Genomic DNA, 26,742 nt, shown 5'->3' with positions numbered 1-26,742 from the left:
GCCTCCCATGTCATGGCTCCGCGTCACGCCTCCCGCGTGACGCCTTTTGCGGCAGGCCTCCCCGGTCAGGCCTCCCGCGTCACACCTCCCGGGTCACGCCTCCTGCGCGGCGTCCTCCGCCGGGCCGTCCTCCGCCTGGCCCGGCTCCGCGTCGGCGGGGCCCGTCGCGTCGGCCCGCTTCCGCAGCACCGGGGTCAGCGCCAGGGTCACCGCGCCCGCCGCGAGGAAGGAGAAGAGCGACGCCGAGGTCCAGAACGTCGGATGGATGTGGGTGTCCGCCTGCGCGTCCGCCCAGAAGTTGGTCCACCACGACCAGGGGAACGCGGCCGGCGAGATCAGCTCGTACAGCAGGAAGCCGATCGCCCACGGCAGTAGCACCAGCCAGCGCGTCGGCGCCTGCTCGGACATGTCCCAGCCGTCCCGGCCGCGGCCGAGGAAGAAGTCGACCGCCAGCACCGCCAGCAGCGGCACGAAGACCGCGCCGATCAGACCGAGGAAGGTCTGGTAGTTCGCGCCGAGCGTGGTGACCTTGAGCGCGACCGCCGTGACCAGCACGCCGATCCCGCCGGCCAGCCAGCGCCGGTCCACCCTCGGGAAGAGGTTGTGCAGCGACATCGCGGTCGAGTAGACGTTCGCGAAGGACTGGTCGGCCTCGCGCAGCACCAGCACCAGGAAGAAGATCCACCCGGCGGTCAGCCCGGTGAAGGTGGAGAAGATCTTGTTCGGGTCGCCGCCGACCTGGGTCAGCGCGATCGCGCCGACGATGTAGCACCAGATCTGCGCGACGGTGTAGCCGGTGAAGGTGCCCCAGAACGAGCCCTTCACGGTCCGCGAGTGCCGGGTGTAGTCGGCGGCCAGCGGCACGAAGGAGATCGAGACCGCGATCACGTAGTCGGTCGCGGAGAGGAAGCCGTTCCAGTTGCTCCCACCGGGGTTGTGCACGCCGTGGCGGACCAGCTGGATGGTGAAGAAGAGCATCGACACGCCGACCGCGATCGCGACGTAGCGGCGCAGCACTGCGATCGAGCCCAGCGGTCGGATCGTCATCGCCGTCGTCAGCGCCCCGGCCGCCAGCACGTAGACCCAGCGCGGAATGCCGCCGTAGAGCGCCTGCGCGCCCTGGGTGATCACGGTCAGCTCGTAGACGCCCCAGCCGACGCACTGGATGATGTTGAGCACCGTCGGCACGTAGGAGAGCTTCGTGCCGAAGAGCCCGCGCAGCACGGCCATGGCGGGCGCGCCGGTCCGCGTGCCGATGATCGCCGCCAGCGCGAGCATCAGCGTGCCGATGACCGTGCCGACCACGATCGCCGTGAACGAGGCGGCCAGCGCCAGGTTCTTGTTGCTGGAGTTGACCATCACCGTCGCGGCGCTGGAGAAGCCGATCAGGCTGACGCCGAGGTTGGCCCAGAGCGCGCCCTGCTCGCGGAAGCCGAGGGTGCGCGGCGGCGCGGTGTCGAGGACGAGCGGAGCCTCGGCCGCGTGTGCGGACGCCGCGCCCAGGTGGTCGGGGTCGTGCTGAAGGGTTGCGGACATGGCCGTCTGCAGAGCTCCCTACGCCGGCATTACCCGGTCAGGTTCAGGCGGTCGGCTGCCCTGCCGCGTCCTGCGGCCTGCTGCCCTCTCAGCCTGGAGTGAGGTCCAAGCTCCCGCGCATATGAATACGTATGAATATGGTGCAGGTTCAGCACGCGTCGCCGCGCGCTGGTACGTGTTTTCGAGGCATGGTACGGCTTGTACGGTGACCGTCCAAGGCCTGTCCAGGGGCTGGGCGTCCGGTGGGGACGCTGGTCGGGCCTCTCCGCAGCCGGTTTTGGGCCCTGCTGGATCCGGGCGGATCCGGGTGGATCACGGCGGATCGGGGCGGAACAGGGCGGGAACAGCCCGGGAACACGGCGGTGGCCGGAGTGCGGCCGGGGTGCCACGCGCACGGCTGGGACTTACGATGCCCCGACAGCGTCTGCGGAATGCTAGGGCCCGTTGGTCCGGTATCAAGGAGGTCGATTCGTGAGCACCGAGCACGAGGGTGGGCCCGACGGGTCGGAACGCCCCGCCCCCGATGCGACTCCGGCGGATCGTCCGGCGGAGCAGGCGCCCGCGAGTACCCCGGTCGCGCCCCCGGCCGACCCCGACCTCGCCGGCTTCCCCGCACCCCCGGCGCGCCTGCCGGTCGCGGACCAGCCGCCGACGGCTCCGGCCGAGCCTGCGGCACCGGCCGCGCCGATCCCGCCCTTCGTCGAGCCGCCCGCTCCGGCGCCCGCTCCTCCTGTTGCACCGGCGCCGGTCTCTGCCCCTGCTCCGATGGTCGAGGCTCCCTCCGGGCCGCCGCAGCCTCCGCAGCAGCCGCCGATCTGGCAGACCGCGCCCATGCCGCCGCTCCCGGACGCCCCGGTCGGTCCCTTCGGGGCGGGCCAGATCGTCGAGAAGCCCAGGTCGGCGGGGAGCCGTCGTGGCGTGTTCATCGCGCTGCTCGCCGCCACGGCGATCGTCGCGGGCGCGGTCGGCGGCGGTATCGGCTCCTGGTTGGAGGGCCGCAACACCGCCGGTTCCAGCACCACGGTGACCGCCGCCAGCAACCCGAACGGCCTCAGTCGACCGGCGGGCTCCATCGCCGCGATCGCGGCCAAGGCGCTGCCGAGCGTGGTCACCATCGAGGCCAGCGGCTCCTCCGAGTCCGGCACGGGCACCGGCTTCGTCTTCGACACCCAGGGCCACATCCTCACCAACAACCACGTCGTCGCCCCTTCGATCGGCGGCGGCAAGCTCACGGTGAAGTTCGCCGACGGGTCGAGCTACAACGCGTCCGTCGTGGGGCGCGCCCAGGGTTACGACGTCGCGGTGATCAAGCTCGACTCGGTTCCCAAGGAAAAGCTGGTCCCGCTCCCGCTCGGTGACTCCGAGGCGGTCCAGGTCGGCGACACCACCATCGCCATCGGCGCGCCGTTCGGGCTCTCCGGCACGGTCACCTCGGGCATCGTCAGCGCCAAGAACCGCCCGGTCGCCTCCGGCGACCAGTCCACCTCGCAGACGTCCTACATGAACGCGCTGCAGACGGACGCGTCGATCAACCCGGGCAACTCGGGCGGGCCGCTGATGAACGCCGAAGGCCAGGTCATCGGCATCGACTCGGCGATCCAGTCCACCAGCTCGAGCACGAGCGGCGGCCAGTCCGGCAGCATCGGCCTGGGCTTCGCGATCCCGATCAACCAGGCCAAGTGGGTCGCCTCCCAGCTGATCCAGACGGGCATCCCGGTCTACCCGATCCTCGGCGTCCTCCGCGACGACAGCTACCAGGGCAACGGCGCGAAGATCTCCTCCACCCCGGTCCAGGGCACCCCGGCCGTCACCCCCGGAGGCCCGGCCGACCAGGCCGGCCTGAAGCCGGGCGACGTGATCACCCAGCTCGACGGCGTCCTGATCGACTCCGGCCCGACCCTCGTGAGCGAGATCTGGGCCCACCACCCGGGCGACAAGGTCAACGTCGTCTACACCCGCAACGGCCAGTCCCACACGACCACGGTCACCCTGGGCAAGCGCGTCGGCGACAACCAGTAATCATCGCCACACGGCCCCGAAGTCGTGAGAAGATCCCTGGCGTGGACGAGGAGATCGCCCACACCAGGAGTCTTGCCCGAGCGGCCTAAGGGAACGGTCTTGAAAACCGTCGTGGCAGTGATGTCACCGTGGGTTCAAATCCCACAGGCTCCGCCGTGGAACAGCCCCTGACCAGCAACAACGGTCGGGGGCTGTGTCATGTCCTCGTGCGGCGCGGGGGGTGGTCAGCGGCGCTGTTCCCGCTCGCGGCGGACGTTCGCCTTGCGGCCCTTGATGGTCGCGCCGCGCAGGGCGCGGATCACGGACTCGGCCGCGTTCTCGGGCACCTCGACCAGGGAGAAGCGGTCGGCGATCTCGATCGAGCCGATCTCCCGTCCGCTCAGCCGTGACTCCCCGGCGATGGCTCCCACCAGGTCCTGCGGTCGGATACCCGCGCTGCGGCCGACGCCGACGAACAGGCGGGTCATCCCCTGGGAGGGCCGGCCGCCGCCCTTGCGCCCGCGCGGGGTGCGCTCACGGCCCCGTTCCGTCGGCGCCACCTCGGGGATCTCCTCCTCGTCGAAGGCGGCGCCACCCGACTCATGGGCCAGCTTCACCGCGGCCAGCGCGACATCCATGATGTCGAACTCGTCCGCCAGGCTCTCCACCACCACCCGGAACCGGTCCAGGTCCTCGTCCTCGAGGACGCTCTCGTAGAGCGCGGCCCGGGTCAGCTCCAGGCGCCTGGCCCGCAGATCAGCGACCGAGGGCACCTTCTCCACCGGGATCCTGCGCCCGGTCGCCCGCTCGATCGACTTGAGCATCCGGTGCTCGCGCGGTTCCGCCAGCGTGACGGCCACGCCCTCGCGGCCCGCGCGGCCGACCCGGCCGATCCGGTGCACGTAGGACTCCGTGGCGGAGGGCACGTCGTAGTTGATCACATGGGTGAGGTGCTCGACGTCGATGCCCCGCGCGGCGACGTCGGTGGCGACCAGCAGGTCCGCGGTCCCGCCGCGCAGCCGCGCCATCACCCGGTCCCGCTGCTCCTGGCTCAGGCCGCCGTGCAGCGCCTCGGCCCGGTAGCCGCGCCCGTTGAGGCTCTCGGCGAGCTGGTCGACCTGCTCACGGGTCCGGCAGAAGACGATGGCCGCTTCCGGAGCCTCCACGTCCAGAATCCTGCCGAGCGCGGCGGGCTTCTGCGGCCGGGCCACCACATAAGCGGTCTCCCTGACGCTCGGGGCCTCGCCAGGGGCCGGGGCCTCCCGCTCGATCTGCACCCTTACCGGATCACGGAGATGACGCCGCGCCATGGAGTCGATCCGGGAGGGCATGGTCGCGGAGAACAGCACGGTCTGGCGCTCCTCGGGCGCGCTCTCCAGGATGGCGGTGATGTCCTCGGCGAAGCCCATGTCGAGCATCTCGTCGGCCTCGTCGAGCACGACCGTCTCGACGTCGTGGAGACGCAGGGTCCCACGGGAGATGTGATCGAGGGCCCGGCCCGGGGTCGCCACGACCACGTCGACCCCCTGCTCCAGGGCGCGCAGCTGCCGACCGATGGGCTGGCCGCCGTAGACGGGCAGGACGCGGGCGCCCAGTTCGCTGCCGTAGCGGTGCACGGCCTCGGACACCTGGATGGCCAGCTCCCTGGTGGGCACGAGCACCAGCGCGGCCGGCCCGGACCGCTTGCCCTCCCGCCGGGAGAGGCGCTGCAGCACCGGCAGGGCGAAGGCGGCGGTCTTCCCGGTGCCGGTGGCGGCCTGGCCCAGCAGGTCGCTGCCCGCCAGCAGGGGAGGAACGGCCTCGCGCTGGATCGGGGTGGGCTCCTCGTAGCCCAGAGCGGAAAGCGCCCGCAGGAGCTGCGGAGCGAGGCCCAGGGCGGCGAAGTCGGCCTCTTCGGCGGCGGCTTCGGTGCCGGCACGGGGACTGGCGCCTGTCGTCATCGTGGTTCCTCCGGACTCGTGCAGAGGGGGACATGCGACCTACAGATTGTCCCTCCCACGGCCTGGTGTCACATTCCGGCCGGGCCTACGACGGGCGTCGGGACGCCTGCGGAGCCCGGAGGATTCGGCGGCCGGGAACGGGGCAGGTGGCCCGCCCGGGCGTGCTTCATGCATCGACTTCCCCGGTCCACACCAAAGGGCGAAATGGCCCGGGAGGTCTGGTTCTTTGTCGATTCATTGAGGAATTCTGATGGTGCGACGTCGCAGTCCGCACTCGGAAGTCCGCAGTAGTCAGCAGCACTCAGGAGGACCGCATGTCCCGTATCCGCACCGCTCTCGTCGCTGTTCCGCTCGCCGCCGCCGCGCTGGTCATCGGGGCCGGGGTGGCGTCCGCCGACTCCAACGGGGCCTTTGCGGGTGGTGGGTCGAACAGCAGCATCGTGAACGACAACGGCACCGGCAACCTCTCCGGCTGGGTCGACGGGAACTCGAACTGGACTCAGCAGACGGCCACAGGTTCGGGTGCGTCGAACGCGAACAACACGCTGGGGGTGAAGGACAACAGCGGAGCGGTCTTCGCCGACCAGTCGAACACGAACGTCCGCATCATCTTCTGAACCGTTTCTGATGATGCGTCACTCATGAGCGCCGACAAGGCGCAGCACGGCAGCGCAGGGCCCCGGGGATCGCGCCGACCCGGGGCCCTGCCTCGTTGTCTTGACAGCCGCAACGGATCTGACGCAGTGTCAGATCCGTGGACTTCCAGAACTGGACCGGCCTTCCCTCGGTGAGCGGCGGTGTCGCACCCGACCCCGTCAACGCGCCGATGATCCGCCACTGGTGCGAGGCGATGGGTGATGCCAACCCCGCCTACGCCGGCGCCGACGCCGTGGCGCCGCCCGCGATGCTGCAGGCGTGGACGCTGCCAGGGCTGGGCGGACCACGGTCGCCCAACGGCGGTCGCAGCGAGCACTTCGACGCGCTCATGGCCGCGTTGGAGGCGGCCGGCTGCACCTCCGTCGTCGCGACCGACTGCGAGCAGGAGTACCGGCGTCCGCTGCGGATCGGGGAGCGGGTGCTCTTCGACGCGGTGATCGAGTCCGTCTCGGACGAGAAGCGGACCGCGCTGGGCACGGGCCACTTCGTCACCACCAGGATGGACCTGCGCGCCTACGACGAGGCGGCCGGCGAGAAGCCCGGGGACGCGACGCCGCTGGGCTCGCACCGGTTCCGGATCCTGAAGTTCATGCCGGTCGACAGGGCGAGCGGGCCTGAGCAAGGCGAGCCGGAGGGCGCGAAGGCGAAGCCGGTGCGCCCCCGGCCCGTGGTCAACCGCGACAACGCCGGGTTCTGGGACGGCGTGGCCGCCGGCGAGCTGCGGTTCCAGCGGTGCGACGACTGCGGCACGGCACGTTTTCCCTGGCTGGCGGGCTGCAACGCCTGCGGCAGCGACCGTTGGCGGGCCGAGGCCGCGTCCGGCGAAGGCGTCGTCTACTCCAAGGTCACCGTCCACCACCCCCTGCCCGCCGCGTTCGGCAAGCCCTACGCGGTCGCGTTGGTCGAACTCGCCGAGGGCGTACGGATCGTGAGCAACATGGTGGACGTCCCGCCGGAGCAGGTGTCGATCGGGATGCCCGTGCGGCTCGGATTCCAGCGCTTCGACGACGAGTTGGAGTTGCCCGTCTTCCACCCGTCCGGTCCCGACCAACTGCCGCCGCTACGCGTTCCAGTCACGCGGACGCTGGTCGTCGCCGGTGCAATTGCCTCGCGGGACTACCAGGACGTGCACCACGACGCCGAGTTGGCGCGGGCCAAGGGTGCTCCGGACATCTTCATGAACATCCTGACCACCAACGGCCTGGTCGGCCGGTACGTCACCGACTGGGCCGGGCCCGACGCGCGGATCGAGGCGATCGCGATCCGGCTCGGGGTTCCTGCCTATCCCGGCGACGACCTGCGGTTCAGCGGCGAGGTGACCGAGCGAGGCGGAGACGGACGGCACCTTGTGCTCGTGGTACGCGGGCGCAACCGCCTCGGCGTGCATGTCAGCGGGACGGTCCGGCTGGTGCTCGGAGAGCAGTCGTCGGGAGAGGGCCACGGACAACGGGACCAGGAGGAGGGCGCATGAGTCTGCACCGGGCCGACAGCCTCGGCGGGCGGGCCGCGATCGTCGGGATCGGGGCGACCGAGTTCTCCAAGGCATCCGGCCGCAGCGAGTTGAAGCTTGCGGTCGAGGCCGTCCACGCCGCCCTCGACGACGCCGGGCTGACTCCCGCCGACGTCGACGGGATGGTCAGCTTCACCATGGACACCAACCCCGAGATCACCGTCGCCCAGGCGGCCGGGATCGGAGAGCTGTCGTTCTTCAGCCGGATCCACTACGGCGGCGGTGCCGCCTGCGCGACCGTGCAGCAGGCGGCGATGGCGGTGGCGACCGGGGTGGCCGAGGTCGTGGTCTGCTACCGGGCGTTCAACGAACGCTCCGGGCACCGGTTCGGGTCCGGGCTGCAGGCACGGCAGCCGTCGGCCGAGGGCGTGGCGATGGGCTGGACGATGCCCTACGGGCTGCTCACCCCGGCCTCCTGGGTCGCCCTGCACGCCGCCCGCTACCTGCACACGTACGGCCTGACGCCGGACGCCTTCGGTCCGGTCGCCGTCGCGGACCGGCGGCACGCGGCGACCAACCCGGCCGCGTACTTCTACCAGCGGCCGATCACCCTCGAAGACCACGCCGCCTCGCGCTGGATCGTCGAGCCGCTGCGCCTGCTGGACTGCTGCCAGGAGACGGACGGCGGCCAGGCGATCGTGGTCACCTCGGTGGAGCGCGCCCGGGACCTGCCGCATCCGCCCGCCGTCGTCGCGGCGGCGGCCCAGGGCGCGGGCCGGGCGCAGGAGGCGATGACCAGCTTCTACCGCGACGATCTCACCGGCCTGCCCGAAATGGGCGTGGTGGCCCGGCAGTTGTGGCGCACCAGCGGCCTGCGGCCCGACGAGGTCGACACCGCCGTGCTCTACGACCACTTCACGCCGTTCGTGCTGATGCAGTTGGAGGAGTTCGGCTTCTGCGGCAGGGGCGAGGCCGCCGATTTCGCCGCCGGAGGCGCGCTGGAGCTGGGCGGGCGGCTGCCGGTCAACACCCATGGCGGACAACTGGGCGAGGCGTACCTCCACGGGATGAACGGCATCGCCGAGGGGGTCCGGCAGGTGCGCGGCAGCTCGGTCAACCAGGTCGCGGGCGCGGAGAAGGTGCTGGTCACGGCCGGGACCGGGGTGCCGACCTCGGGGCTGGTGCTGACGGCGGACCGGTAAATCCTTTGCTGTGTCCACAGCCGAGGTCGACAATCCGAACCATGAGCGCTGACCGAGCAGCCGACCGTGCAGGCGAGGCCCCGAGCGACTACGTCTGGCGTCCGATCGGGACCGCCGACGTGACTGCCTGGGTGCGGCTGATCGACGCGATCGAGGCGGACCAGCAGACCGACGACAACTTCTCGGAGCAGGACCTGCTCGAGGACTTCGACAGCCCCAACCAGGACTACCCGCGCGGCAGCATGAGCGTCTGGGACGGCGACCGCATGGTCGGCTTCGCTGTGCTGATCGCCAGGAGTGCGACCAACCCGGCGCACGAGTCCCGGCAGCGGGGCGGGGTCGACCCGGAGTACCGAGGCCGGGGCATCGGTACGGAGTTGCTGCGCTGGGCGGAGCGTGCGGCGCTGCCGCTGCACGAGGAGCGCTTCCCGGGGTGCGCGTTGGCGCTGAACTCGGGCTGCCCGGTCGACGCGGAGCCGACCATGGAGCTGTTCCACCGGCTCGGCTACGAGCAGATCCGGTGGTTCCACGACATGAAGGTCGCCGACCTGGCCGAGGCGGTGGCCGGCTTGCCCCCGACGCCCGCGCCCCGCGGCGTCGTGGTCAGGCAGTTCACGTCGCAGCGGTCGGCGGACGCGCTGCGGGTGCGCAACGACTCCTTCCGCGACCACTTCGACTACACGCCCATGGACCCGGAGAGCTGGGCCCGCTTCGTCGAGGGTTCCGCGTTCCGTGCGCAGTACAGCCTCGTCGCCTACGACGAGGCCGGCGGAGCGCCGCTGGGGATCGTGCTCGGCGAGGAGTTCGAGAAGCAGCGGCAGGTCACCGGCAAGCGCAACCTCTACGTCGCCCTGGTCGGCACGGCACGCGCGGGCCGCAAGCGCGGCATCGCGTCGGCGCTGCTCACGCACGTGCTGCGGATCGCGCAGGCGGACGGCTTCGACACCGCCTCGCTCGGCGTCGACGCCGACTCGCCCACCGGCGCGCCCTCCGTCTACGAGCGGGTCGGCTTCCGGCCCGCGAAGACCTGGGTGGCCCAGCGCAAGCTGATCAAGGCAGCGGAGGCGGCGGAGGCGGACGCGTCGGGAAGTGCGGAGGGCTGACGGTCCAGCATGGGGTAAGGAGTCTCCAGACGGTAATGTCCTTACTCGGGCGTGGCATATCGTCAGATAACGGACAATCAGCTCACGATCGGATGTGACCAAACCGCGAACCGCTCTGCGCTCTCTTCTCTGCACGATGCTCGCGCTGCTCTCCGTACCGGCGCTGGCATCCCCGACCCAGGCCGCCGAGCCCGTGTACAGAGGACCACAGGTCTTCCACGGGCAGGCCTTCGACACCTGCTCGGCACCGGCTCTCTCGCTGCTCCGCGCCTGGCGGAGATCCTCGCCCTACGGCGCGCTCGGCATCTACATCGGCGGCATCAACCGCGGCTGCGCGCAGCCCCGGCTCAACCGCGCGTATGTGCAGCAGGCCACCGCCATGGGCTGGCGGCTGCTCCCCCTCTACGTCGGCGCGCAGGCCCCGTGCGTCGCCAGCCCGCACGGCCGGGGCGAGCGGATCGGCTACTGGTCCGGTTTCAACCAGGGCCAGAGCGAGGGTGCGGACGCGGTCAGGGCGGCTCGCGCACTCGGACTGGGCGCGTCGAGCCCGATCTACCTGGACATGGAGGCGTACGTGCGCGACCGGGGCAGGTGCAGCCTGGCCGTGCTCCGCTACACCACGGCGTGGTCCCGCGCGGTGCACTCCGGCGGCTACCTGGCAGGCTTCTACAGCTCCGCCAACTCCGGCGTGGCGGACCTGGCGTCCCTCTCCGCCTACCGGGAGGCGGCGCTGACCAGTACCGCCCAGCAGAACGGCCTGCCGGACGTGATCTGGTACGCGCGCTGGGACCGCCGCAACTCGACGGACGGCTACCACGCGCTCGGCGCGAGCCAGTGGTCCGGGCACCGGAGGTTGCACCAGTACCTCGCCAACCACGTCGAGGACCACGGCGGTCAGGGCCTGCTGATCGACCGCAACGCGGTCGACGGGCCCGTCGCCGTCGTCGGCTGACTGGTCACTGGTCACTGGTCACTGCTCACTGGTGACTGCGGATTGCGGACCTGCGGATCTGTGGACGGCTGACTGCGGACCTGCGGACGGATGACCGCTGAGCGCAGCGGGGGCATTGTGCGGCCGCACCCGTATCCGGGCTGATGGTCGGCGCCCCGGCCATTGCCTGGGGCCCTGGTGGGGACGAGAATCTCCCGGTACGCCCCTACTCGCCAGTAGGACGCGCGGCCGAGGCCGCCCGGACCACCATGGTGGGAGGAGGGGGAGTCGGCTCCGACCGGCTCAGGCCAGGTCAGGTCAAGGAGGACCCAGGTGCTCAGCACGATGCAGGACGTTCCGCTCACCGTAGGCCGGATCCTGGCCCACGGTTCGACCTTCCACGGCGGATCGACCGTGGCCACCTGGAACGGTGAGAGCACCGAGAGCCGGACCTTCGCCGAGGTCGGGGCCCGTGCCGCGCAGCTTGCCCACGCGCTCCGCGACGAGTTGGGCGTCACCGGTGACCAGCGCGTCGCCACCCTGATGTGGAACAACACCGAGCACCAGGAGATCTACCTGGCGGTGCCGTCGATGGGCGCGGTCCTGCACACGCTCAACCTGCGCCTGCCCGCCGCCCAGCTCTCCTTCATCATCAACCACGCCGGCGACCACGCGATCCTTGTCAACAGCACCCTGCTGCCGATGCTGGCACCGCTGCTGCCGCAGCTCCAGCCGACGCTGCGTCATGTCGTGGTCGTGGGACCGGCGGACGCCGGGAGCATGGCGCTGCTGGACGGCTTCGCCGCACGCGGCATCGCGATCCACACCTACGAGGAGCTGATCGCCGACCGGCCGACCAGCTACCCCTTCCCGACCGACCTGGACGAACGCACCGCCGCCGCGATGTGCTACACCTCCGGCACCACGGGCGACCCCAAGGGCGTCGTCTACAGCCACCGGTCGATCTACCTGCACTGCCTCCAGGTCATCTCCGCCGAGGACTTCGCGCTCACCTCCGCCGACAAGGCGCTGACCGTCGTCCCGATGTTCCACGTCAACGCCTGGGGCCTGCCGCACGCCGCGTTCATGGTCGGCACCTCGCTGCTGATGCCGGACCGGTTCCTGCAGCCCAAGCCGCTGGCGCAGATGATCCAGGCGGAGCGGCCGACGGTCAGCGCCGCCGTGCCGACCATCTGGACCGGCCTGCTGGGCGAGCTGGACGCGAACCCCTATGACACCTCGTCGCTGAGCCGCGTCGTGATCGGCGGCTCCGCCTGCCCGCCGTCCCTGATGAAGGCGTTCGAGGAGCGCCATCGGATCACCCTGGTCCACGCCTGGGGCATGACCGAGACCTCGCCGCTGGGCTCCTTCGCCCTGCCGCCGGGCGGGCTGACCGCCGAGGAGGAGTGGCCCTACCGCCTCACCCAGGGCCGCTTCCCGGCCTCCGTCGAGCCCCGGATCATCGGCCCCGACGGCCGCCCCGCCCCGCACGACGGCGTCAGCACGGGCGAGTTGGAGGTCCGCGGTCCGTGGATCGCCGGGTCCTACTACGGCGACGAGCAGCTCTCCTCGGACAAGTTCAGCGAGGACGGCTGGCTCCGCACCGGCGACGTCGGCACCATCAGCCCCGACGGCTTCCTGACCTTGACCGACCGCGCCAAGGACGTCATCAAGTCCGGCGGCGAGTGGATCTCCAGCGTCGAGCTTGAGAACCATCTGATGGCCCACCCCGACGTCCTGGAGGCCGCCGTCGTCGCCGTCCCGGACGAGAAGTGGGGCGAACGCCCCCTCGCCACCGTCGTCCTCCGCCCGGACACCACCATCGGCTTCGCCGACCTCCGCGCCTTCCTCGCCGAGCGCGTCGCCTCCTGGCAACTCCCGGAGCGCTGGTCCGTGATCGAGTCGGTCCCGAAGACGAGCGTGGGGAAGTTCGACAAGAAGGTCATCCGCGCCGAGTACGCGGCGGGCGAGTTGGACGTCACCTGGGACGACACCAAGCCAGGCAAGGGCGGGCAGGGCTGAGCCTGCTCGCTACTGCTGAGCTGCTGGAGTGTTCCGGCGGTCACCGGTGGTTCAGGTGGCCGCCGAACCGGACCGCTCGTTCATTGGGACCCCCAGGAGTCCACCGAGACCTGCGGTCCGTCGTGAAGGTACCGGGTCAGCGCACTGCCGGTAGTGGGCACGAAGGCTTCCGGGATCTCGTTCGTAGCCACCCACGCGACCTGCGTGTGCTTCTCCGGCTCGCCGTTGGTGAGGTTGCCGGACCAGCGGTGAGCAGCAAAGACGAAGGTCAGGAAACCGTTGGGTGCTTCGACCCCGCGAGCCCCGTGAATGACGTGGGCCAGTCGGAGATCATCCACGGCAACCACCAGGCCGGTTTCCTCCTTGAGCTCGCGCACGGCCGTCTCGGTGATGGGTTCCCCAGGCTCGCTCTTACCGACGGGAAGGTCCCACATGCCTTGCGCGAACTTTGCCTTGGGGCCGCGTTGGATCAGGACGACCCGCTGACTCTCAAGGTCGTGGACGATGACGGCGGCGACCAGCAGGGTCATCGACTCGGTTGCAGGCTTGAGGGCGGTGGGCTGGTCGGCGGTCTGCTGGACCACGTCGGTGGGTCCTTCCGGCGGTGCGGGTGCTAGAACAGTGCCTCGCGTGCGCGGCGCTCCAGGTCGGTTGCTCCTGGGACTCCGCGTCTAAGGTAGGTCGCCAGGCTGTCGCCGAGGGCGTTACTACGCCCCCTGACGCGGCCCACTGGCCACTAACGCCGAAGGCCCGAACTGCCGGTGTAGTCCGGGCCTTCGGCCTCGTCAGGCTTTGGCGGTCTGCCTGATCCCCGCGGGGTCTTGTCGGAGTGACGTCACCACAGCCCGCTCGTGGTCCAGTTGTGCGACCTTGGGCAGGTACGTGATCGCGGGCTGTTGCGAGGCGGTGACATCAGCCTCACAGTTCCACGACCTTCCGTTGACACGATTCTCACATCGCACGGAGCGGCAACTGCGGTTTCCGGCTCGCGACCACCGCCGTACCAGGGGAGACACCGCCATGACCGTTCGTCATCGCCGCACCGCCGCCGCCGTCGTCATCGCCGCAGCCGCCGTGGCCGGCGCGTTTGCGCCCACCGTCGCCGACGCGGCCTCGCGCGGTATGTCCACCGCGGCCCCGACGTTCGCCATCAGCGCCGCGAGCAACGGTCTGAGCGCAGCCAACGGGCTGACCATCAGCGACGGCTCGCCGTGGGTCATGATCGACGGCAAGTGGGTCGACTTCGGCACCGACGTCCGCGACCTCGCCTGGAACCCGAGCGGCACCAAGGCCGCGTTCGTCGACAGCTTCGGCAACCTGGACGTCGCGAACCCGAACGGCAGCGGCCGCGTCGTCGTGGCCAAGAACCCCGGTGGGCAGATCTGGTCCCACCCCACCTGGCAGGTCGCGAAGGCAGATTCGGCGGACGGGATCCCCGGCAAGGACAACCTGATCTTCGTCTCCTCGAAGACCGGCACCACGCGCCTGGAGACCGTCGCCGCCACCGCGCACGGTGGCTCGCCCGCCCTGCTGTCGCTGAACCCGTACGCCGGGGAGTCCGGTCTGCCCATGACCGAGAACAACTGGCCGAACTCGGGTGGCACCTACGGCTCGATCGTGTACGACAACACCCACACCGGTGACGTCTACATCCGCGACGACTACATCCGCCAGCAGGGCAGCGAGGTCTTCCAGGGCTCCGAGGCCGCGCTCTCCCCCAACGGCGACGAGGTCGTCTTCGTCCGCTCCGTCGGGGGCCACGACCACATCTTCGAGGGGACCTTCTCCGGTTCGAAGCCCGTGGTCCAGGACCTCACGCCGCACGCCACGACCAACTACACCGAGCCGACCTTCTCGGCCAACGGCGCCGACATCGCCTTCCGCACCCCGACCGGCACCGACGTCATGCTCGACCACGGCCGCGGCGGACCGGTCCGGGTCACCACCCACGCCGGGCTCCCCGCCTACCAGGGCTGACGGGCCCGGCCTGAGCGACCTCGAACCGGGACTGATGCGCTGCGCATCAGTCCCGGTTCGTTTGATATGACACTCCGTCAGGCCTCGCCGAGGGAGCCGATCTTGCCCAGCAGGTCGACGATGCGGGCCTGGACCTCCGGGGAGGTGGAGCGTTCGGCGAGGAAGAGGACGGTCTCGCCCGAGCGCAGGCCCGCGCGCTGTTCCGCGCCGTCCACAGAGGTGTAGACGACGAGGGGCGTGCGGTGGAGCCGGTTGTTGCTGCGCAGCCAGTCGACGATGCCCATCCGGCGACGGCGGATCAGCATCAGGTCCATCACCACGAGGTTGGGCTGCACGCTGCCAGCGCGCGAGACCGCGTCGTTCTCCGACGCCGCGTGCTCGACGTGCATGCCGCGCCGTTCCAGCGTCGCCGTGAAGGCGGCGGTGATGTGCGGGTCCTGTTCGACCAGCAGGACGCGGGGCGCGTGGCGTTCGCTGTCGCGCGGCGCGAGGGCGCGCAGCAGGACGGCAGGGTCCGCGCCGTACGCGGCCTCCGGGGTGGCCTGGCCGAGGCCGGCGGTGACCAGCACCGGCACGTTGGCGTCCCCGGCGGCGGTGCGCAGCGACTGCAACGCGGTCCGGGTGATCGGCCCGGTCAGCGGGTCGACGAAGAGCGCCGCCGGGTAGCCGGTGACCTGCGCGTCGACCTCCTCGCGGGAGCGGACGATGACGGGTCGGTAGCCGCGGTCCTGGAGCGCCTGACGGGTCGACGGATCCGGTTCCGGCCAGACCAGCAGCCGTCGCGGATGGCCGTCGGAGGCGGGGGTGACCATGGTCGGGTAGTCGGCGCCGGCGATGAACTCAGGGCCGCTCTCGGCGGTCGGGCCGTTGTCGTTCAGCGGCGGTTGTTGCTGGTGTCCCTGCTGCTGCGGGAGGTGGGACTGCGGTCCGCCCAGCGGATCCTGGTGACCACCCGTCAGCTGTGTTCCCTTGGGCGGCGTCTGCACCGACTGGAGCGGCGACTGGGACAGGCTCATCACGCCGGTGTTGCCGCCGAGCGTGCCTCCGCCGCCGGGCGGCAGCGGGATCGGGGCGCCGCCGTGCAGGCCGTTGCCGCGCTGACGGGCCTGCGACGGCACGCCCGGCCCGAGGGCGAGCGGGCCGCGCTGCTGGCCCGGCTGGTCCTGGGGCGCGTCCTGGCCGCCCTGCAGTTGCCCCTGCGCCTGCCCCTGGCCCTGCGCCTGCGCCTGCGCCTGGTGCGCGGCGTGCGCGCGACGGCGCTGTGCTGGAGCCTGTGCCGAGGCCTGGGACGGGTTCTGGTTCGGGTGCCGGCCCTGCTGCTGCCCCTGGTTGGGGGCCTGGTTCGGGTCGTGGCCTTGGCCGTTCAGGGAGTTGAGGCCGTTGCCCTGCTGCTGCGCCTGGCCGCCGAAGCGTCCGCCGAACGGCTCTGGCAGGGTTGAGTCGGCGTGGGGGAGGTCGCTGTCCGGCGACATCTCCGGTAGGCCCATCTGCTGCACCGGCTCCAGCGCCGCCGAGGCGGCGGGAGGCGCGGCGTCACCCGTCGCCGGGCCGAGGGCCAGACGCCGACGCCGGCCGTTGCCGCCGTTGGGCGCGCGGCGCGGTTCGGGCTGCACGATGCTCCCGGCCGGGGGCAGGGCGTGCTCCAGCCCTGGGTAGACGGGCCCGCCGATCAGGCCCGGGAACTCGCCCGAGCCGGAGCCCTGCGCGCCGTCGGCGGCCTGGCCCTGCGCGTGCGCCTGTGCCTGCGCTTCGGCTGCAGCGGCTGCTGCTTCCGCTTCGGCCTCGGCCTGTGCCTGGGCGGCGGAGCGCGGCGGGCGGACCACCTCGGGTGCGGGCAGGCGGTTGCGTCGGCGCGACCGGTCGGTGCCCTGGGACGGCGTGTCCGTGGCCGGGGCCTCCGCCGATCCGGCTGCGGCTGCGGCCGCCTCCCGTTCCGTCGCGGCGCCGCCCTCGTCCTGGGAGGACAGCCCGGGGGGCAACGCGGGCAGTCCGGCCCCGTCCGAGGTCCCGTCGGCCGGCTCGGCGGCGGTCGCGGCGTTCCGGGTGTTCCCGGCCTGGGCGGCCTTCCCGGCCTTGGCCGCGGCGCGCCCCGTCCGGCCCTCACGGCGTTCGCCGGTGCCGTCCTCGTGTCCCTCGCGGCCCTCGCGGCCCTCGCCGATGGCGGCGAGCTCCGGCGGCAGGTCCGGCAGGATCGCCGTCGCGTTCTCGCCGGGCGCGGGCAGGGGGCGGGTCACGGCCACGTTCTCCGGGTCGAGCGGCAGCTCGACCACGTAGGTCAGCCCCTCGCGCCCGGGGAGTTCGTACGACTGCAGCACGCCGCCGTGGTGCTCCACCACGCCGCGTGCGATGGGCAGGTGGGCCGCCCCGCCGCCGACGCCGGGGCCGCGGATCTCGATCCGGGCCACCTCGCCGCGCTGCGCTGCCGCTATCACCACGGCCGTCTCAGGGCCGTTGCCCCGGTGACGCCGTCCGGAGAGCCCGGACGCCATGCCGACTGCCATGCCGAACAGGTCGCTGCCGCGTCCGTTGCTGCCCCGCGCGCCGGCGCCGCGTCCGCCGCTGTTCCGGCCACCGTTGCCGCCCCGGTGACCGGAGCCGCCGTCGCCGTCCTCGCCGTTCGACGCCGTCGACGCCGACTCCGTCGGGAGGGCCACGTCCGCGATCAGGTGCGCGACCGCCCCTGCCAGCCGCTTCTCGTCCACCTCGACCTCGACCGGCGAGGGGTGCACGGAGAACTCGACCCGGCCCTCGCCCAGGATGGTCGTGGCCTCGGCGATCGCCTCGTTGAGCACCTTCTCCAGCGCGACCGGTTCGCGCTGCAGCTGCTCCTGGCCTGCATCCAGCGCGGCGTCGAAGCGCTGGTACTCCAGCACCCCGTCGAGCAGTTGCGAGGTGCGGCGGCACTCGTCGGCGAGGCGGCGCAGCACCCAGTTCGCCTCCGGCCACAGCTGGCCTGCGGGGTCGCGGGCGAGTTGCTCCAGCGTCTCGTTCAGCCGGTCCAGCGGGCTGCGCAGCTCCTGCTCCATCACGGCGGTCAGGTGGTCGTGGCGGGCTTCGAGGGCCAGGTACGCGGTCCGGTCGGTGAACGTCATCACCGCGCCGACGAACTGCTCCCCGTCCCGCACCGGTGCGGTGGACAGCTCGACCGTCACCGGCTTTCCGTCCTTGCGCCACAGCGTCGCCGAGCGGACCCGGTGACGGCGGCCCGAGCTCAGCGTGTCCGTCAGCGGTGACTCCTCGGGCGGCAGCGGCGAGCCGTCCGCGCGGGAGTGCATCACCAGCGGCAGCAGCTCCTGGCCGCCCAGCTCACCGGCCCGGTGGCCGAGGATGTGCGCGGCGGCCGGGTTGACCAGCACCACCCGGCCGTCGGTGTCGACGCCGACGACGCCCTCGGCCGCGGCGCGCAGGATCATCTCGGTCTGCTTGTGCTGACGGCGCAGCTCGGCCTCGACCTCGAGCCGGGGCTGGAGGTCGCGCACCACGATCAGCAGCAGTTCGCGTTCGCTCGGCGAGGCGATGGTCACAGTCGCGCCGTAGTAGCCGCCGCCCCCGCCGAGGCTGCTGCTCCCGAGGCCGCCGCCGAGGCCGTTGCCGCCACCGGACGCGTAGGTCCGTCCGTCGTCCTCGAACTCCGCGGCCTGCACCTCGACCGGGAACGCCGACCCGTCCGTGCGCCGCGCGGTCATCCGCACGGGTGCGTCGTCGTCCCCGTCCGACCCGTCGCCGCGGCTGTTGCCGCGCGGGCGCATCGATCCGGGGATCCGACTCGGGTCGAAATCCGGGAGTAGGTCCAGCACGCCCCGTCCGACCAGCGACGTCCCAGGGGCCTGCATGCTCTGCACCGCTGCGTCGTTGGCGTCGACAACGGTGCCGTTGCTGTTCACCAGCAACAAGGCGTCGGGGAGGGCGTCGAGTATCGCGGCGAGGCGAGCAGTGCCTCGGGTCGGCCTGCTGCTCACGACGGGAGGTCCTCCTAGCTCGCATCCGTGCTGCCTTGCTGGCTGGATCCCGGACGAGCGGGCACCGGACGGGTCCGACGCCGGGATTCGGCCAGCTAGCACTATCGCATTGTTTTTGCGATCGCGGCGACCTGCCTAGTAACGTTGTCGAGGGTTAGCCGCGACCCCCAGGGTTGTGGCATCATCCATGCAGACGGTCGTGATCGCCAGTCGGTGAGCACGAGCGCCTGAGGAGGCTTCGCCTAGTCCGGTCTATGGCGCCGCACTGCTAATGCGGTTTGGGCCTTAAAGCCCATCGAGGGTTCAAATCCCTCAGCCTCCGCTCCCTGAGCAAGGCCCCGACCTGTCACACAGGTCGGGGCCTTCGCTGTTTGTGGCGGTGTGTGAATGTTTGCGTCGCCTCTTGTGCGCTCGGGGGTGTCGCGGGGCCCAGCTGCCTGGACGCTCTGCGCGCGGGCTCCTCGCCGTCGCGTCCTGTGCGGCGTCGCGCGGCGGCCGGGCCTCGGTGCGTCAGTCGCAGGTGGGGCTGGGTGACGGCGGTGCGAATAGTCGATTTCGTCTCCGGCTGGAGGTCGTGTAATGTTCTTCCCGTGAGGCCGCGAGGGGCGGACGAGAGAAAGCCCTGAGAGACCGAGCAAGACAACAGAACAGGCGCTCGTAGCTCAACGGATAGAGCATTTGACTACGGATCAAAAGGTTGCAGGTTCGAATCCTGCCGAGCGCACAAGATCAGAAGCCCCGCACTGAACAGTGCGGGGCTTCTGGCGTCATGGGGTGATTGCATCCGTGGGTTGAGAGCCCGGTAGCGGGGATGTGTCGCAGGTCTCAGGCGCGGAGTCGATGTCCCCGCAGCGCGAAGGCAAGGGCCCACCCACCCACGTCCCGGTCGGGCCCACGTGGCACGCCCGGCGGTCGCCGACGCTCCGTGGACAGTGGTCGACGCTCCGTCAACTACGGGCGGCCCCTTCGTCTCTTCCGGCGGCACAGCCCGTAGCCGCCGATTCTTGTGCGGCTGGAAGCATTGCAACTACCGTGATATGTCCCCTTGTTGGTACAGCGCCCCGGACTGAGGATCGCGATGAGCACGTACGAGGACAAGCGAACCGACAGGCAGCGGCCAGCTCGGTCGTCGGGACGAGCGCCACAGCCGTCGTCCGCCGCACCGTCGACATGGGTGGGATCGCTGCAAGGGACGGTCGGCAACGCCGCCGTGGTCCAGATGCTGCAGCGCTCGGGACGTCCCTCCGAAGCGGACTCCCAAGCGGACGCCGGGGCGGCGATCCAGGAAGTGACGTCCAGGAGCGGGGCCCCGCTGGATCCGGTGAAGCGGCAGCAGGCCGAGTCGGTGTTCCGGGAGGACTTCTCCGCCGTACGCCTGCACACCGACGCGGTGGCCCAGCGGTCCGCGGCGAGCGTGGGTGCGCGTGCGTACACCGTGGGCAACGCGATCGTTTCCGGGACGGGCACGGTCGACGACCGGACTCTGTTCCACGAGCTGACCCACGTCTCGCAGCAGCGCAAGGGACCCGTCGCGGGCACCGACCGCGGCGACGGCGTGCGCGTTTCGGACCCGGGGGACCCTTTCGAACGGGCGGCGAGCGCCAACGAGCGTCTGGCTGACGCCCCCGCGCCCGTGCAGCGCTGCGCCGAGGGCGGCCATGCGCACGAGGGTCCCGACCCGGCGGTTCAGCGCAGCGCCGCGCAGCCGGCCACCGTGCAGCGCATGCGGGGGAACGGCGACCAGCAGGACGCAGCCGCCCAGCACCGCCGCAGGGTGCTGGTCGTCTGCGACGAGAGCGGTCTGGGGCTCGGGGGGGTTCCGGTCTTCAACATGGAGCTGGTCAAGGGGCTCAACCACGACCACGACGTCACGCTGCTCACGGTCGACGACCACGAGGACTACGACCACGCGAAGACGACCCGCCAGCACGGCGGCGCGAGGATCGTCAACGCCCTGGTCCCCGGCGTGAAGGAGGGCCGCGACCGGCTCGACGTCCTGGCCGAGGGCGCTCCGGCCGAGCACGGCCTGCCTGCGGCGGATGACGCGTTCGACATGGTCATCGGCCACTCCCGCTTCTCCGGTCCCGCCGCGCAGAAGATCCGTGACTCCTGGTACCCGGGCGCGCGGGTGGTGCACTTCCTGCACACCAGCCCGGCGCGGCTGGACAAGATCAAGCGTCAGCCGGAGAAGGGCGCCAAGAAGGCCACCACGGAACGCAAGTTGATGCACAAGGCCGACCTGGTGGCCGGCGTCGGTCCGCTGCTCGCGAGGGAGGCCGAGCGGCTGTCGGAGCAGATCCTGCGGGTCCCCGCGCTGCACGGCTTCGTGCCGGGAACCGAGATCGGGACTCCGGTCGAGCCGTCGATGCTCAACAAGGCCAAGTACCTTCTGCACCTGCCGAGGAAGCTGAAGCTGCTGCTCCCCGGACGCGCCACGGACGAGATCAAGGGGGTCGAGGCCGCTGTCCAGGCCATCGGGATCCTGCGCCGCCCGCGCGCCCAGGGCGGCCACGGTCTTGACGTCCGCCTGACGATCCGCGGCGGACCGGACCCGGAGAAGAACGCGGCCGAGCACGCCAAGTGGATGTCCATCATCAGCGCGGAAGGCGAGGGCGGCGTCACCATGCTTCCCTTCAGCAAGAACCCCGCGGATCTGGAGAACGACCGGGAGCGCACGCACGCGCTGATCATGCCCTCGCTGCACGAGGGCTTCGGGCTGGTCGCCACCGAGGCGGCGGGACGCAGCATCCCGGTCCTCGTCAACGGGGAGAGCGGTGCGGCGCAGTTCCTGAAGCAGGTGACCGACTACAGCGACAGCATGACGGTCGACGCGCCCTTCAACATCGACGCCGAGAGTGGCCACGAGGTCGACGGCGGCGGGGACCAGCGGGCACAGGCGTGGGCCGCGGCCATCGCCACGCTGCACCGAAGGCTTCCGGCCGCGCGCGGTGACGCCGACCGGCTCTACGAGACGCTGAAGAGCTTCACCTGGCGCCACGCCGCCCAGGCGCTGGTGACGGCGACCATGGCGACCGCCGAGCCGCTGCGGGCCGGGGAGCACCCCGAGCAGCACCCGCACCACGGTGCGGTCACCCAACAGGGCCCGGGCGGCAGCGTGGAGAAGCTCAAGGACCGGACCGACTGGGAGCCCCACGACTTCTGGGACGGCTCGACCCCGGAACCGACCAACGGGCTCCGGAGCGAGGCGGAGCAACTCGCCCGACTGTCCGAACTGGCCGGAGTCCTGGACCTGAGCGGAGCACCCGCGGCACCGTCGTCGGTCGAACGGCGACCGAGGAGGTAGATCGAGGCAATCGGTCGGCCCCACCGGTGGTCGTGTAATGTTCTACCCGTAGCGCCACGCGCTCGTAGCTCAACGGATAGAGCATTTGACTACGGATCAAAAGGTTGCAGGTTCGAATCCTGCCGAGCGCACCAGCCGTGAGGCCCCTCCCGAATCGAACGGGAGGGGCCTCCAGCAGTTTTCGGAGGCTGCGCGGCGTGCTACCCCGCGACGCCGAGCTCGGTGAGCAGGCCGCGGATGCGCCGCTCGATCTCGTCCCGGATGGGGCGGACGGCGGCCACGCCCCGGCCCGCCGGATCGTCGAGCTTCCAGTCCAGGTAGCGCTTGCCTGGGAAGACCGGGCAGGCGTCCCCGCAGCCCATGGTGATCACGACGTCGGAGGCCTGCACGGCCTCGGTGGTGAGAACCTTCGGCCGCCTGGCGGAGAGGTCGATGCCCACCTCGGCCATGGCCTCGACCACGGCGGGATTGACCGCGTCGGCGGGCGCGGAACCGGCCGACAGCACCTCCGCCCGGTCACCGGCGAGGTGCGCGAGGAAGGCGGCGGCCATCTGCGACCGGCCTGCGTTGTGTACGCAGACGAAGAGCACGGTCGGGCGTTGCTGGCGCACGGGACGTCTCGATTCCGGGAGCGGGGGCTAGCGGGGACTAGCGGTGGGAGTGGGTTATCGCTGGGAGTGGGCGAGTTCGCGCTCGTCCCCAGGCGCTGCGGGCGTCGCTGCGGGGCCGGGAGCGGCGGGCTCGCGGCGGCCGAACACCACGCCCACCAGGGCCAGGCCGACGGCGGCGCCGACGAGTTGGGCTGCGACGAAGGCCGGGGCGGACGCGGGCGCGATCCCGGCGAAGGTGTTGCTGAACATCCGCCCGACGGTCACGGCCGGGTTGGCGAAGCTGGTGGAGGAGGTGAACCAGTAGGCAGCGCCGATCCACGCCGCCACCGCGAGCGGCGCGAAGCGGTCGCGACCGGTGCGGCCGAGGCCGAAGATCAGCCAGACCAACCCGGCGGTCGCCACTCCCTCGGCGAGCCAGAGGTGCCCCGCCGAACGGTGGTGCGTCGACCACGCCACGAGCGGCTCGGCGAACATCGCGTTGGCGAGCACGGCACCGCCGATCGCTCCGGCGGTCTGCGCGAGTGCGTAGACGCCGACCTCACGCAGGTCGGGGCCGGACCCGTCGCGACGGCCGTGCCACCAAGCGGCAAGCGTGACAGCGGGGTTGAAGTGCGCCCCGGAGACCGGGCCGATCAACGCGATCAGCACGGCGAGGCCGAAGACGGTCGCCAGGCAGTTCGCCAGCAGTTGCAGGCCGACGTCCGGGGTCAGCTCGGTGGCCTGGATGCCCGAACCGATCACGACGGCGACGAGCACGCCGGTCCCGACGGCTTCGGCGGCAGCCCGACGGGCGAGAGAGGCGGGAGCTGTCATCTCGCGCTGCCGTCCGCGGTCGGCGGAGTGTCCGCAGGAGCCTGGAGCAGGCTGGAGAGTTTGGCCAGGGCAGCAGGCAGCACCCAGTAGTAGACCCAGGTCCCGCGCCGCTCGCTGCCGACCAGACCGGCTTCGCGCAGCACCTTCAGGTGGTGGGAGATGGTGGGCTGGGAGACGTCGAACGGTCCGGTCAGTTCGCAGACGCAGGCCTCGCCGCCCGCGAAGGACGCGATCAGCGACAGCAGCCGCAGCCGGATCGGGTCCGACAGGGCCTTGAACATGTGGGCCAGGTCGACGGCGGCCACCTCGTCCAGCGGCTCGCGGACCATCGGCGAGCAGCAGACGCCCGCGTCCTGGTCCGGGTCGACGACCGTCAGCTCTGAATTCGACATGTGTCTATGTTGACATCCATCGATCCAGCGAGGCAAGCTCGGCTGTATCGACGGCTGTCGAAACAAGCTGATCCCAGACTGCTCACGACCGTGGAGGTCCGCCATGTCCCGCGTCCAGCTCGCCCTCAACGTCGCCGACCTCGACGCGTCGGTGGCGTTCTACTCCCAGCTGTTCGGCACCGAGCCCGCCAAGCGCCGCCCCGGCTACGCGAACTTCGCCATCGCCGAACCGCCGCTCAAGCTCGTCCTGATCGAGGGAGAGCCGGGCCAGCAGACCCGCCTCGACCACCTGGGCGTCGAGGTCGCCACCACCGCCGACGTCACCGCGGCCACCACCCGCCTCAAGGACGCCGGCCTCGCCACCTTCGAGGAGAACGACACCTCGTGCTGCTACGCCCTCCAGGACAAGGTCTGGGTGCACGGCCCCGGCCGGGAACCGTGGGAGGTCTACGTCGTCAAGGCCGACGCGGACAACCTGGGCAAGACCCCGCTCCCGATCGCCGCCGGCTGCTGCACCAGCCAGACGACGCAGCCGCCCGCCGCCGCCGAGTGCGCCTGCGGAAGTTGACCGCGCCCCTGCTTCCGCCGCCGCGCCCGGAGTTGTCAGTGGTGCGTGCCATGCTCCGGATATGGAGTCGCGGGAAGCGTGGTGGCAGCTCATCGAGGAGGCGCGGGCGTGGGTGGCCGGCGCGGGAGTGGAGGAGGTCACGGGGGCGGCGACGCGGTTGTTGGCCGATCGCGGCGTGGGGGAGATAGTAGCGGCGCAGCGGGAGTTGTGGTCGCTGATGGCGGAGTCGTACCGGAGCCCGCTGTGGGCGGCGGCGTATCTGATCAATGGTGGGTGTTCCGACGACGGGTTCGACTACTTCCGTGGGTGGCTGATCCTGCAGGGGCGGGAGATGTTCGAGCGGGTCGTCGCGGAGCCGGACACGCTGGCGCGGCTCCCTGCGGTGCAGGCCGCTGCGCGCCGCCGGGAGGATCTGGCCGGCGAGGAGGCGCTGGGCATCGCCTGGCGGGCGTATCTCGCCGCGACGGGTGAGGAGTTGCCGCCGGGTTCGTTCAGCGTGCGCTACCCGGAGCTGGACCAGGCATGGAACTTCGACTTCGACGATCTCGGTGAGATGCGCCGCCGCCTGCCGCGGCTGACAGCGCTCTACGCGGGTGAGGAACGGCAGGCGTCCGTCTGACGGCGGGCACCTGACAGTCTCGGCGCGTGCCGCGTCCGGGCATGGTGCGCGCCCCCGGCCGAGGGGAGGCCGGGGGCGCGCGGGGGGTGGAAGGAACGGGGAGAGGGACTCGACGGAGAAGTGAGCCTCCGTCAGTGGGCGGCAGCCACCAGGTCGGGCAGCAGCAGGGCCGCGTTCGGGGTGCCGAGGCCGGTGACCGGGTCCCAGCCGGTCGACGCCGGGTAGCCCGGGACGGTGGAGCTGGTGGTGTTGTTGCCGACGGTGATGTCGTTGAAGTCGGCCGCGTACTGCGTCGGGTTCGCGGCGACCTTGTAGAGCGCTGGGTTGATCGGGCCCAGCCCGCCGCCGTTGATCTGGTCCGCGATGGCGACCAGGCCCGCCCACTGCGGGCAGGAGAGCGAGGTGCCGCCGATGTCGTACCAGCCGGTGCTGCACGGCGTGGAGCCACAGCTCAGGCCGCTGCTGCCGTCCGGCGGGAGGGAGACGTAGACCAGCCCGCCGGTGGAGGCGCTGGCCTGGAGCGAGATGTCGGGGACGCCGCGCATCGCGCCGATCGCCGTGCTGCCTGCCGGGAGGGCGTCCTGGTAGGCCGGGCGGCTGAAGATCTGGCTGTAGCCGCCGCCGGAGTCGGTCCAACCGACCTCCGCCTGACCGGCGTTGGTCTGGCAGGCGGCCGGGTTGCTGGTGCTGTCGACGGTGCGTCCGCTGGTGGCGGTCGCGTCCGTGCAGAGGTAGGTACCGCCGACGCCGGTGACCAGCGGGTCGGAGGCGGGCCACTCCACCGACGGGTAGGGGATCGGCGTGCCGCCCTTCTTCACCGGGCTCTTGGTCGAGTCGGAGGTCCCGTTGTCCCCGGAGGAGCCGAGCACGGTGACGCCGCCCGCGGCTGCGTCCTGGAAGGCGTAGCGCAGGTTCTGCAGCGCGGCCGTGCTGCTGAACGCGCCCTCCGCGGAGGCGAAGGACTGCGAGATCACGTTGGCCAGGTGGTGCTGCACCACGTAGTCCTCGGCCGCCATCATCTGCGGCATGCCCTGGACGCCGAGCGTCTCCGAGTTCGGCGTGGTCACCAGCAGGATGTTCGCGCCGGGGGCCATGGCGTGGGCGGTCTCGACGTCGAGGGAGACCTCCAGGTCCCAACCGGCCTTGTCCTCCTGGCCGGTGCCGTTGCTCTGCGGCGGCGGGGCGACGGTCGCGGGCGCGCCCTGGAGATGGAGCTCACCGAAGCTCGGCATCCCGGAGGCGCAGGCGATGGTCTCCTCGCCGCACATCGGCGCGACGCCGAAGGCCTGGTCGTAGACGTGCAGGTCGTGGGCGATGGTGTCGCTGCCGTAGGAGTCGACGATGGCGATGGTCATCCCGTGCCCGTCGTAGCCGGCCGCGGTGAGCGGGCCGGTGTTGTACGCGGCGTGGACGGACGCCGGGTCGAAGCAGCGGCGCCCGGCCGAGGAGCACTGGGCCTGCGTCGGCGGGGTGGTGCCGGTGGTCATCTGCGTGTACTCGGCGACCGTCGGCCGGAGCAGGGGATACGCGGCCGGGCCGGCCGCCGACGCGGCGGTGCCCGCGCCGATGCCTGCGCTCGGAACGGCCAGGGTGAGGCCGCCGACGACTACCGCCAGCAGGCGGCGCACGGGTGGAACCATGGAGAACCCTCCAGAGGGGT

Annotated in this window: 19 protein-coding genes, 4 tRNA genes and 1 riboswitch; of the genes, 15 read left to right on the top strand and 8 right to left on the bottom strand. The window is 71.4% G+C overall.

What is annotated here, in order from left to right:
* Positions 1-93: 93 nt before the first annotated feature.
* Positions 94-1,536, bottom strand: a complete 1,443-nt coding sequence (locus ABH940_RS00935) for a cytosine permease (protein ID WP_370103932.1) — start codon at positions 1,534-1,536, stop codon at positions 94-96.
* Positions 1,535-1,663: riboswitch (TPP riboswitch) on the bottom strand. Its footprint overlaps the gene before it by 2 nt.
* A gap of 344 nt (positions 1,664-2,007) precedes the next feature.
* Here ABH940_RS00935 and ABH940_RS00930 point away from each other — a divergent pair.
* Positions 2,008-3,555, top strand: a complete 1,548-nt coding sequence (locus ABH940_RS00930) for a S1C family serine protease (protein ID WP_370065234.1) — start codon at positions 2,008-2,010, stop codon at positions 3,553-3,555.
* Between the two features lie 66 nt (positions 3,556-3,621).
* Positions 3,622-3,708 (top strand) — tRNA-Ser (locus ABH940_RS00925).
* Between the two features lie 71 nt (positions 3,709-3,779).
* Here the strand turns inward: ABH940_RS00925 and ABH940_RS00920 are convergent.
* Positions 3,780-5,474: a DEAD/DEAH box helicase gene (locus ABH940_RS00920; RefSeq protein ID WP_370065236.1), complete on the bottom strand. Its 1,695-nt coding sequence runs from the start codon at positions 5,472-5,474 to the stop codon at positions 3,780-3,782.
* A 314-nt stretch (positions 5,475-5,788) separates the two neighbouring features.
* On the opposite strand from ABH940_RS00920, the gene ABH940_RS00915 reads away from it, so the two are divergent.
* The 6 genes from ABH940_RS00915 to ABH940_RS00890 all read left to right on the top strand — a co-directional run bounded on the left by ABH940_RS00915 (position 5,789) and on the right by ABH940_RS00890 (position 12,839).
* Positions 5,789-6,091: a hypothetical protein gene (locus ABH940_RS00915; RefSeq protein ID WP_196195968.1), complete on the top strand. Its 303-nt coding sequence runs from the start codon at positions 5,789-5,791 to the stop codon at positions 6,089-6,091.
* Between the two features lie 137 nt (positions 6,092-6,228).
* Positions 6,229-7,602: an OB-fold domain-containing protein gene (locus ABH940_RS00910; protein ID WP_370103930.1), complete on the top strand. Its 1,374-nt coding sequence runs from the start codon at positions 6,229-6,231 to the stop codon at positions 7,600-7,602.
* Entirely contained in the window at positions 7,599-8,783 is a 1,185-nt protein-coding gene (locus ABH940_RS00905) for a lipid-transfer protein (RefSeq protein ID WP_370065241.1), read from the top strand. The genes ABH940_RS00910 and ABH940_RS00905 overlap by 4 nt, the downstream gene beginning before the upstream one ends.
* A 41-nt stretch (positions 8,784-8,824) precedes the next feature.
* Positions 8,825-9,886 carry a GNAT family N-acetyltransferase gene (locus ABH940_RS00900; RefSeq protein ID WP_370103928.1) on the top strand — a complete coding sequence of 354 codons (1,062 nt, stop codon included), beginning with the start codon at positions 8,825-8,827 and terminating at the stop codon, positions 9,884-9,886.
* 94 nt (positions 9,887-9,980) lie between these two features.
* Positions 9,981-10,838 carry a DUF1906 domain-containing protein gene (locus ABH940_RS00895; RefSeq protein ID WP_370065245.1) on the top strand — a complete coding sequence of 286 codons (858 nt, stop codon included), beginning with the start codon at positions 9,981-9,983 and terminating at the stop codon, positions 10,836-10,838.
* A 312-nt stretch (positions 10,839-11,150) separates the two neighbouring features.
* On the top strand, positions 11,151-12,839 hold the full coding sequence (locus tag ABH940_RS00890) for a long-chain fatty acid--CoA ligase (RefSeq protein ID WP_370065247.1): 1,689 nt from the start codon (positions 11,151-11,153) through the stop codon (positions 12,837-12,839).
* A gap of 80 nt (positions 12,840-12,919) precedes the next feature.
* On the opposite strand, the gene ABH940_RS00885 is transcribed toward ABH940_RS00890, so the two are convergent.
* Positions 12,920-13,423 carry an NUDIX domain-containing protein gene (locus ABH940_RS00885; protein ID WP_370103926.1) on the bottom strand — a complete coding sequence of 168 codons (504 nt, stop codon included), beginning with the start codon at positions 13,421-13,423 and terminating at the stop codon, positions 12,920-12,922.
* A 436-nt stretch (positions 13,424-13,859) separates the two neighbouring features.
* Between ABH940_RS00885 and ABH940_RS00880 the strand changes: the two genes are divergently transcribed.
* A complete protein-coding gene (locus ABH940_RS00880; protein WP_370103924.1) occupies positions 13,860-14,816 on the top strand; it encodes a hypothetical protein in 957 nt (318 codons plus the stop codon).
* A 77-nt stretch (positions 14,817-14,893) separates the two neighbouring features.
* On the opposite strand, the gene ABH940_RS00875 is transcribed toward ABH940_RS00880, so the two are convergent.
* Complete coding sequence (locus ABH940_RS00875) at positions 14,894-18,775, bottom strand: PAS domain-containing protein (RefSeq protein ID WP_370103923.1); 3,882 nt, start codon at positions 18,773-18,775, stop codon at positions 14,894-14,896.
* A 231-nt stretch (positions 18,776-19,006) separates the two neighbouring features.
* On the opposite strand from ABH940_RS00875, the gene ABH940_RS00870 reads away from it, so the two are divergent.
* From ABH940_RS00870 to ABH940_RS00855, 4 genes are all read left to right on the top strand, one after another.
* Positions 19,007-19,097, top strand: a tRNA-Ser gene (locus ABH940_RS00870).
* 329 nt (positions 19,098-19,426) lie between these two features.
* Positions 19,427-19,499 (top strand) — tRNA-Arg (locus ABH940_RS00865).
* Between the two features lie 450 nt (positions 19,500-19,949).
* On the top strand, positions 19,950-22,079 hold the full coding sequence (locus tag ABH940_RS00860; protein ID WP_370103921.1) for a DUF4157 domain-containing protein: 2,130 nt from the start codon (positions 19,950-19,952) through the stop codon (positions 22,077-22,079).
* A 58-nt stretch (positions 22,080-22,137) separates the two neighbouring features.
* Positions 22,138-22,213 (top strand) — tRNA-Arg (locus tag ABH940_RS00855).
* A 66-nt stretch (positions 22,214-22,279) separates the two neighbouring features.
* Here the strand turns inward: ABH940_RS00855 and ABH940_RS00850 are convergent.
* Genes ABH940_RS00850 through ABH940_RS00840 form a run of 3 tightly spaced genes read right to left on the bottom strand, consistent with a single transcriptional unit; the run spans position 22,280 to position 23,895 of the window.
* On the bottom strand, positions 22,280-22,690 hold the full coding sequence (locus ABH940_RS00850; protein ID WP_370065257.1) for an arsenate reductase ArsC: 411 nt from the start codon (positions 22,688-22,690) through the stop codon (positions 22,280-22,282).
* A 54-nt stretch (positions 22,691-22,744) separates the two neighbouring features.
* The gene (locus ABH940_RS00845; protein ID WP_370065259.1) at positions 22,745-23,503 is read right to left on the bottom strand and encodes an aquaporin; all 759 of its coding nucleotides are present in this window, start codon (positions 23,501-23,503) and stop codon (positions 22,745-22,747) included.
* Positions 23,500-23,895 carry an ArsR/SmtB family transcription factor gene (locus ABH940_RS00840; RefSeq protein WP_370065261.1) on the bottom strand — a complete coding sequence of 132 codons (396 nt, stop codon included), beginning with the start codon at positions 23,893-23,895 and terminating at the stop codon, positions 23,500-23,502. The genes ABH940_RS00845 and ABH940_RS00840 overlap by 4 nt, the downstream gene beginning before the upstream one ends.
* A 103-nt stretch (positions 23,896-23,998) precedes the next feature.
* Between ABH940_RS00840 and ABH940_RS00835 the strand changes: the two genes are divergently transcribed.
* Both ABH940_RS00835 and ABH940_RS00830 read left to right on the top strand, forming a co-directional pair.
* Entirely contained in the window at positions 23,999-24,463 is a 465-nt protein-coding gene (locus tag ABH940_RS00835) for an ArsI/CadI family heavy metal resistance metalloenzyme (protein WP_370065263.1), read from the top strand.
* A 61-nt stretch (positions 24,464-24,524) separates the two neighbouring features.
* Positions 24,525-25,082, top strand: a complete 558-nt coding sequence (locus ABH940_RS00830) for a DUF4240 domain-containing protein (protein ID WP_370103920.1) — start codon at positions 24,525-24,527, stop codon at positions 25,080-25,082.
* A gap of 131 nt (positions 25,083-25,213) precedes the next feature.
* Here the strand turns inward: ABH940_RS00830 and ABH940_RS00825 are convergent, their stop codons facing one another.
* Positions 25,214-26,722, bottom strand: a complete 1,509-nt coding sequence (locus ABH940_RS00825) for a hypothetical protein (RefSeq protein WP_370065267.1) — start codon at positions 26,720-26,722, stop codon at positions 25,214-25,216.
* Positions 26,723-26,742: the final 20 nt, after the last annotated feature.

The organism is Streptacidiphilus sp. BW17, assembly GCF_041262485.1.
Classification (GTDB): domain Bacteria; phylum Actinomycetota; class Actinomycetes; order Streptomycetales; family Streptomycetaceae; genus Streptacidiphilus.
This window is presented reverse-complemented; position numbering and strand designations above follow the sequence as displayed.

Bases quoted from the DNA above. Each gene is read 5' to 3' on its own strand.
- ABH940_RS00935 (WP_370103932.1), bottom strand. From the start codon at position 1,536: ATGTCCGCAACCCTTCAGCACGACCCCGACCACCTGGGCGCGGCGTCC.
- ABH940_RS00920 (WP_370065236.1), bottom strand. From the start codon at position 5,474: ATGACGACAGGCGCCAGTCCCCGTGCCGGCACCGAAGCCGCCGCCGAA.
- ABH940_RS00915 (WP_196195968.1), top strand. From the start codon at position 5,789: ATGTCCCGTATCCGCACCGCTCTCGTCGCTGTTCCGCTCGCCGCCGCC.
- ABH940_RS00905 (WP_370065241.1), top strand. From the start codon at position 7,599: ATGAGTCTGCACCGGGCCGACAGCCTCGGCGGGCGGGCCGCGATCGTC.
- ABH940_RS00900 (WP_370103928.1), top strand. From the start codon at position 8,825: ATGAGCGCTGACCGAGCAGCCGACCGTGCAGGCGAGGCCCCGAGCGAC.
- ABH940_RS00880 (WP_370103924.1), top strand. From the start codon at position 13,860: ATGACCGTTCGTCATCGCCGCACCGCCGCCGCCGTCGTCATCGCCGCA.
- ABH940_RS00845 (WP_370065259.1), bottom strand. From the start codon at position 23,503: ATGACAGCTCCCGCCTCTCTCGCCCGTCGGGCTGCCGCCGAAGCCGTC.
- ABH940_RS00840 (WP_370065261.1), bottom strand. From the start codon at position 23,895: ATGTCGAATTCAGAGCTGACGGTCGTCGACCCGGACCAGGACGCGGGC.
- ABH940_RS00835 (WP_370065263.1), top strand. From the start codon at position 23,999: ATGTCCCGCGTCCAGCTCGCCCTCAACGTCGCCGACCTCGACGCGTCG.
- ABH940_RS00830 (WP_370103920.1), top strand. From the start codon at position 24,525: ATGGAGTCGCGGGAAGCGTGGTGGCAGCTCATCGAGGAGGCGCGGGCG.
- ABH940_RS00825 (WP_370065267.1), bottom strand. From the start codon at position 26,722: ATGGTTCCACCCGTGCGCCGCCTGCTGGCGGTAGTCGTCGGCGGCCTC.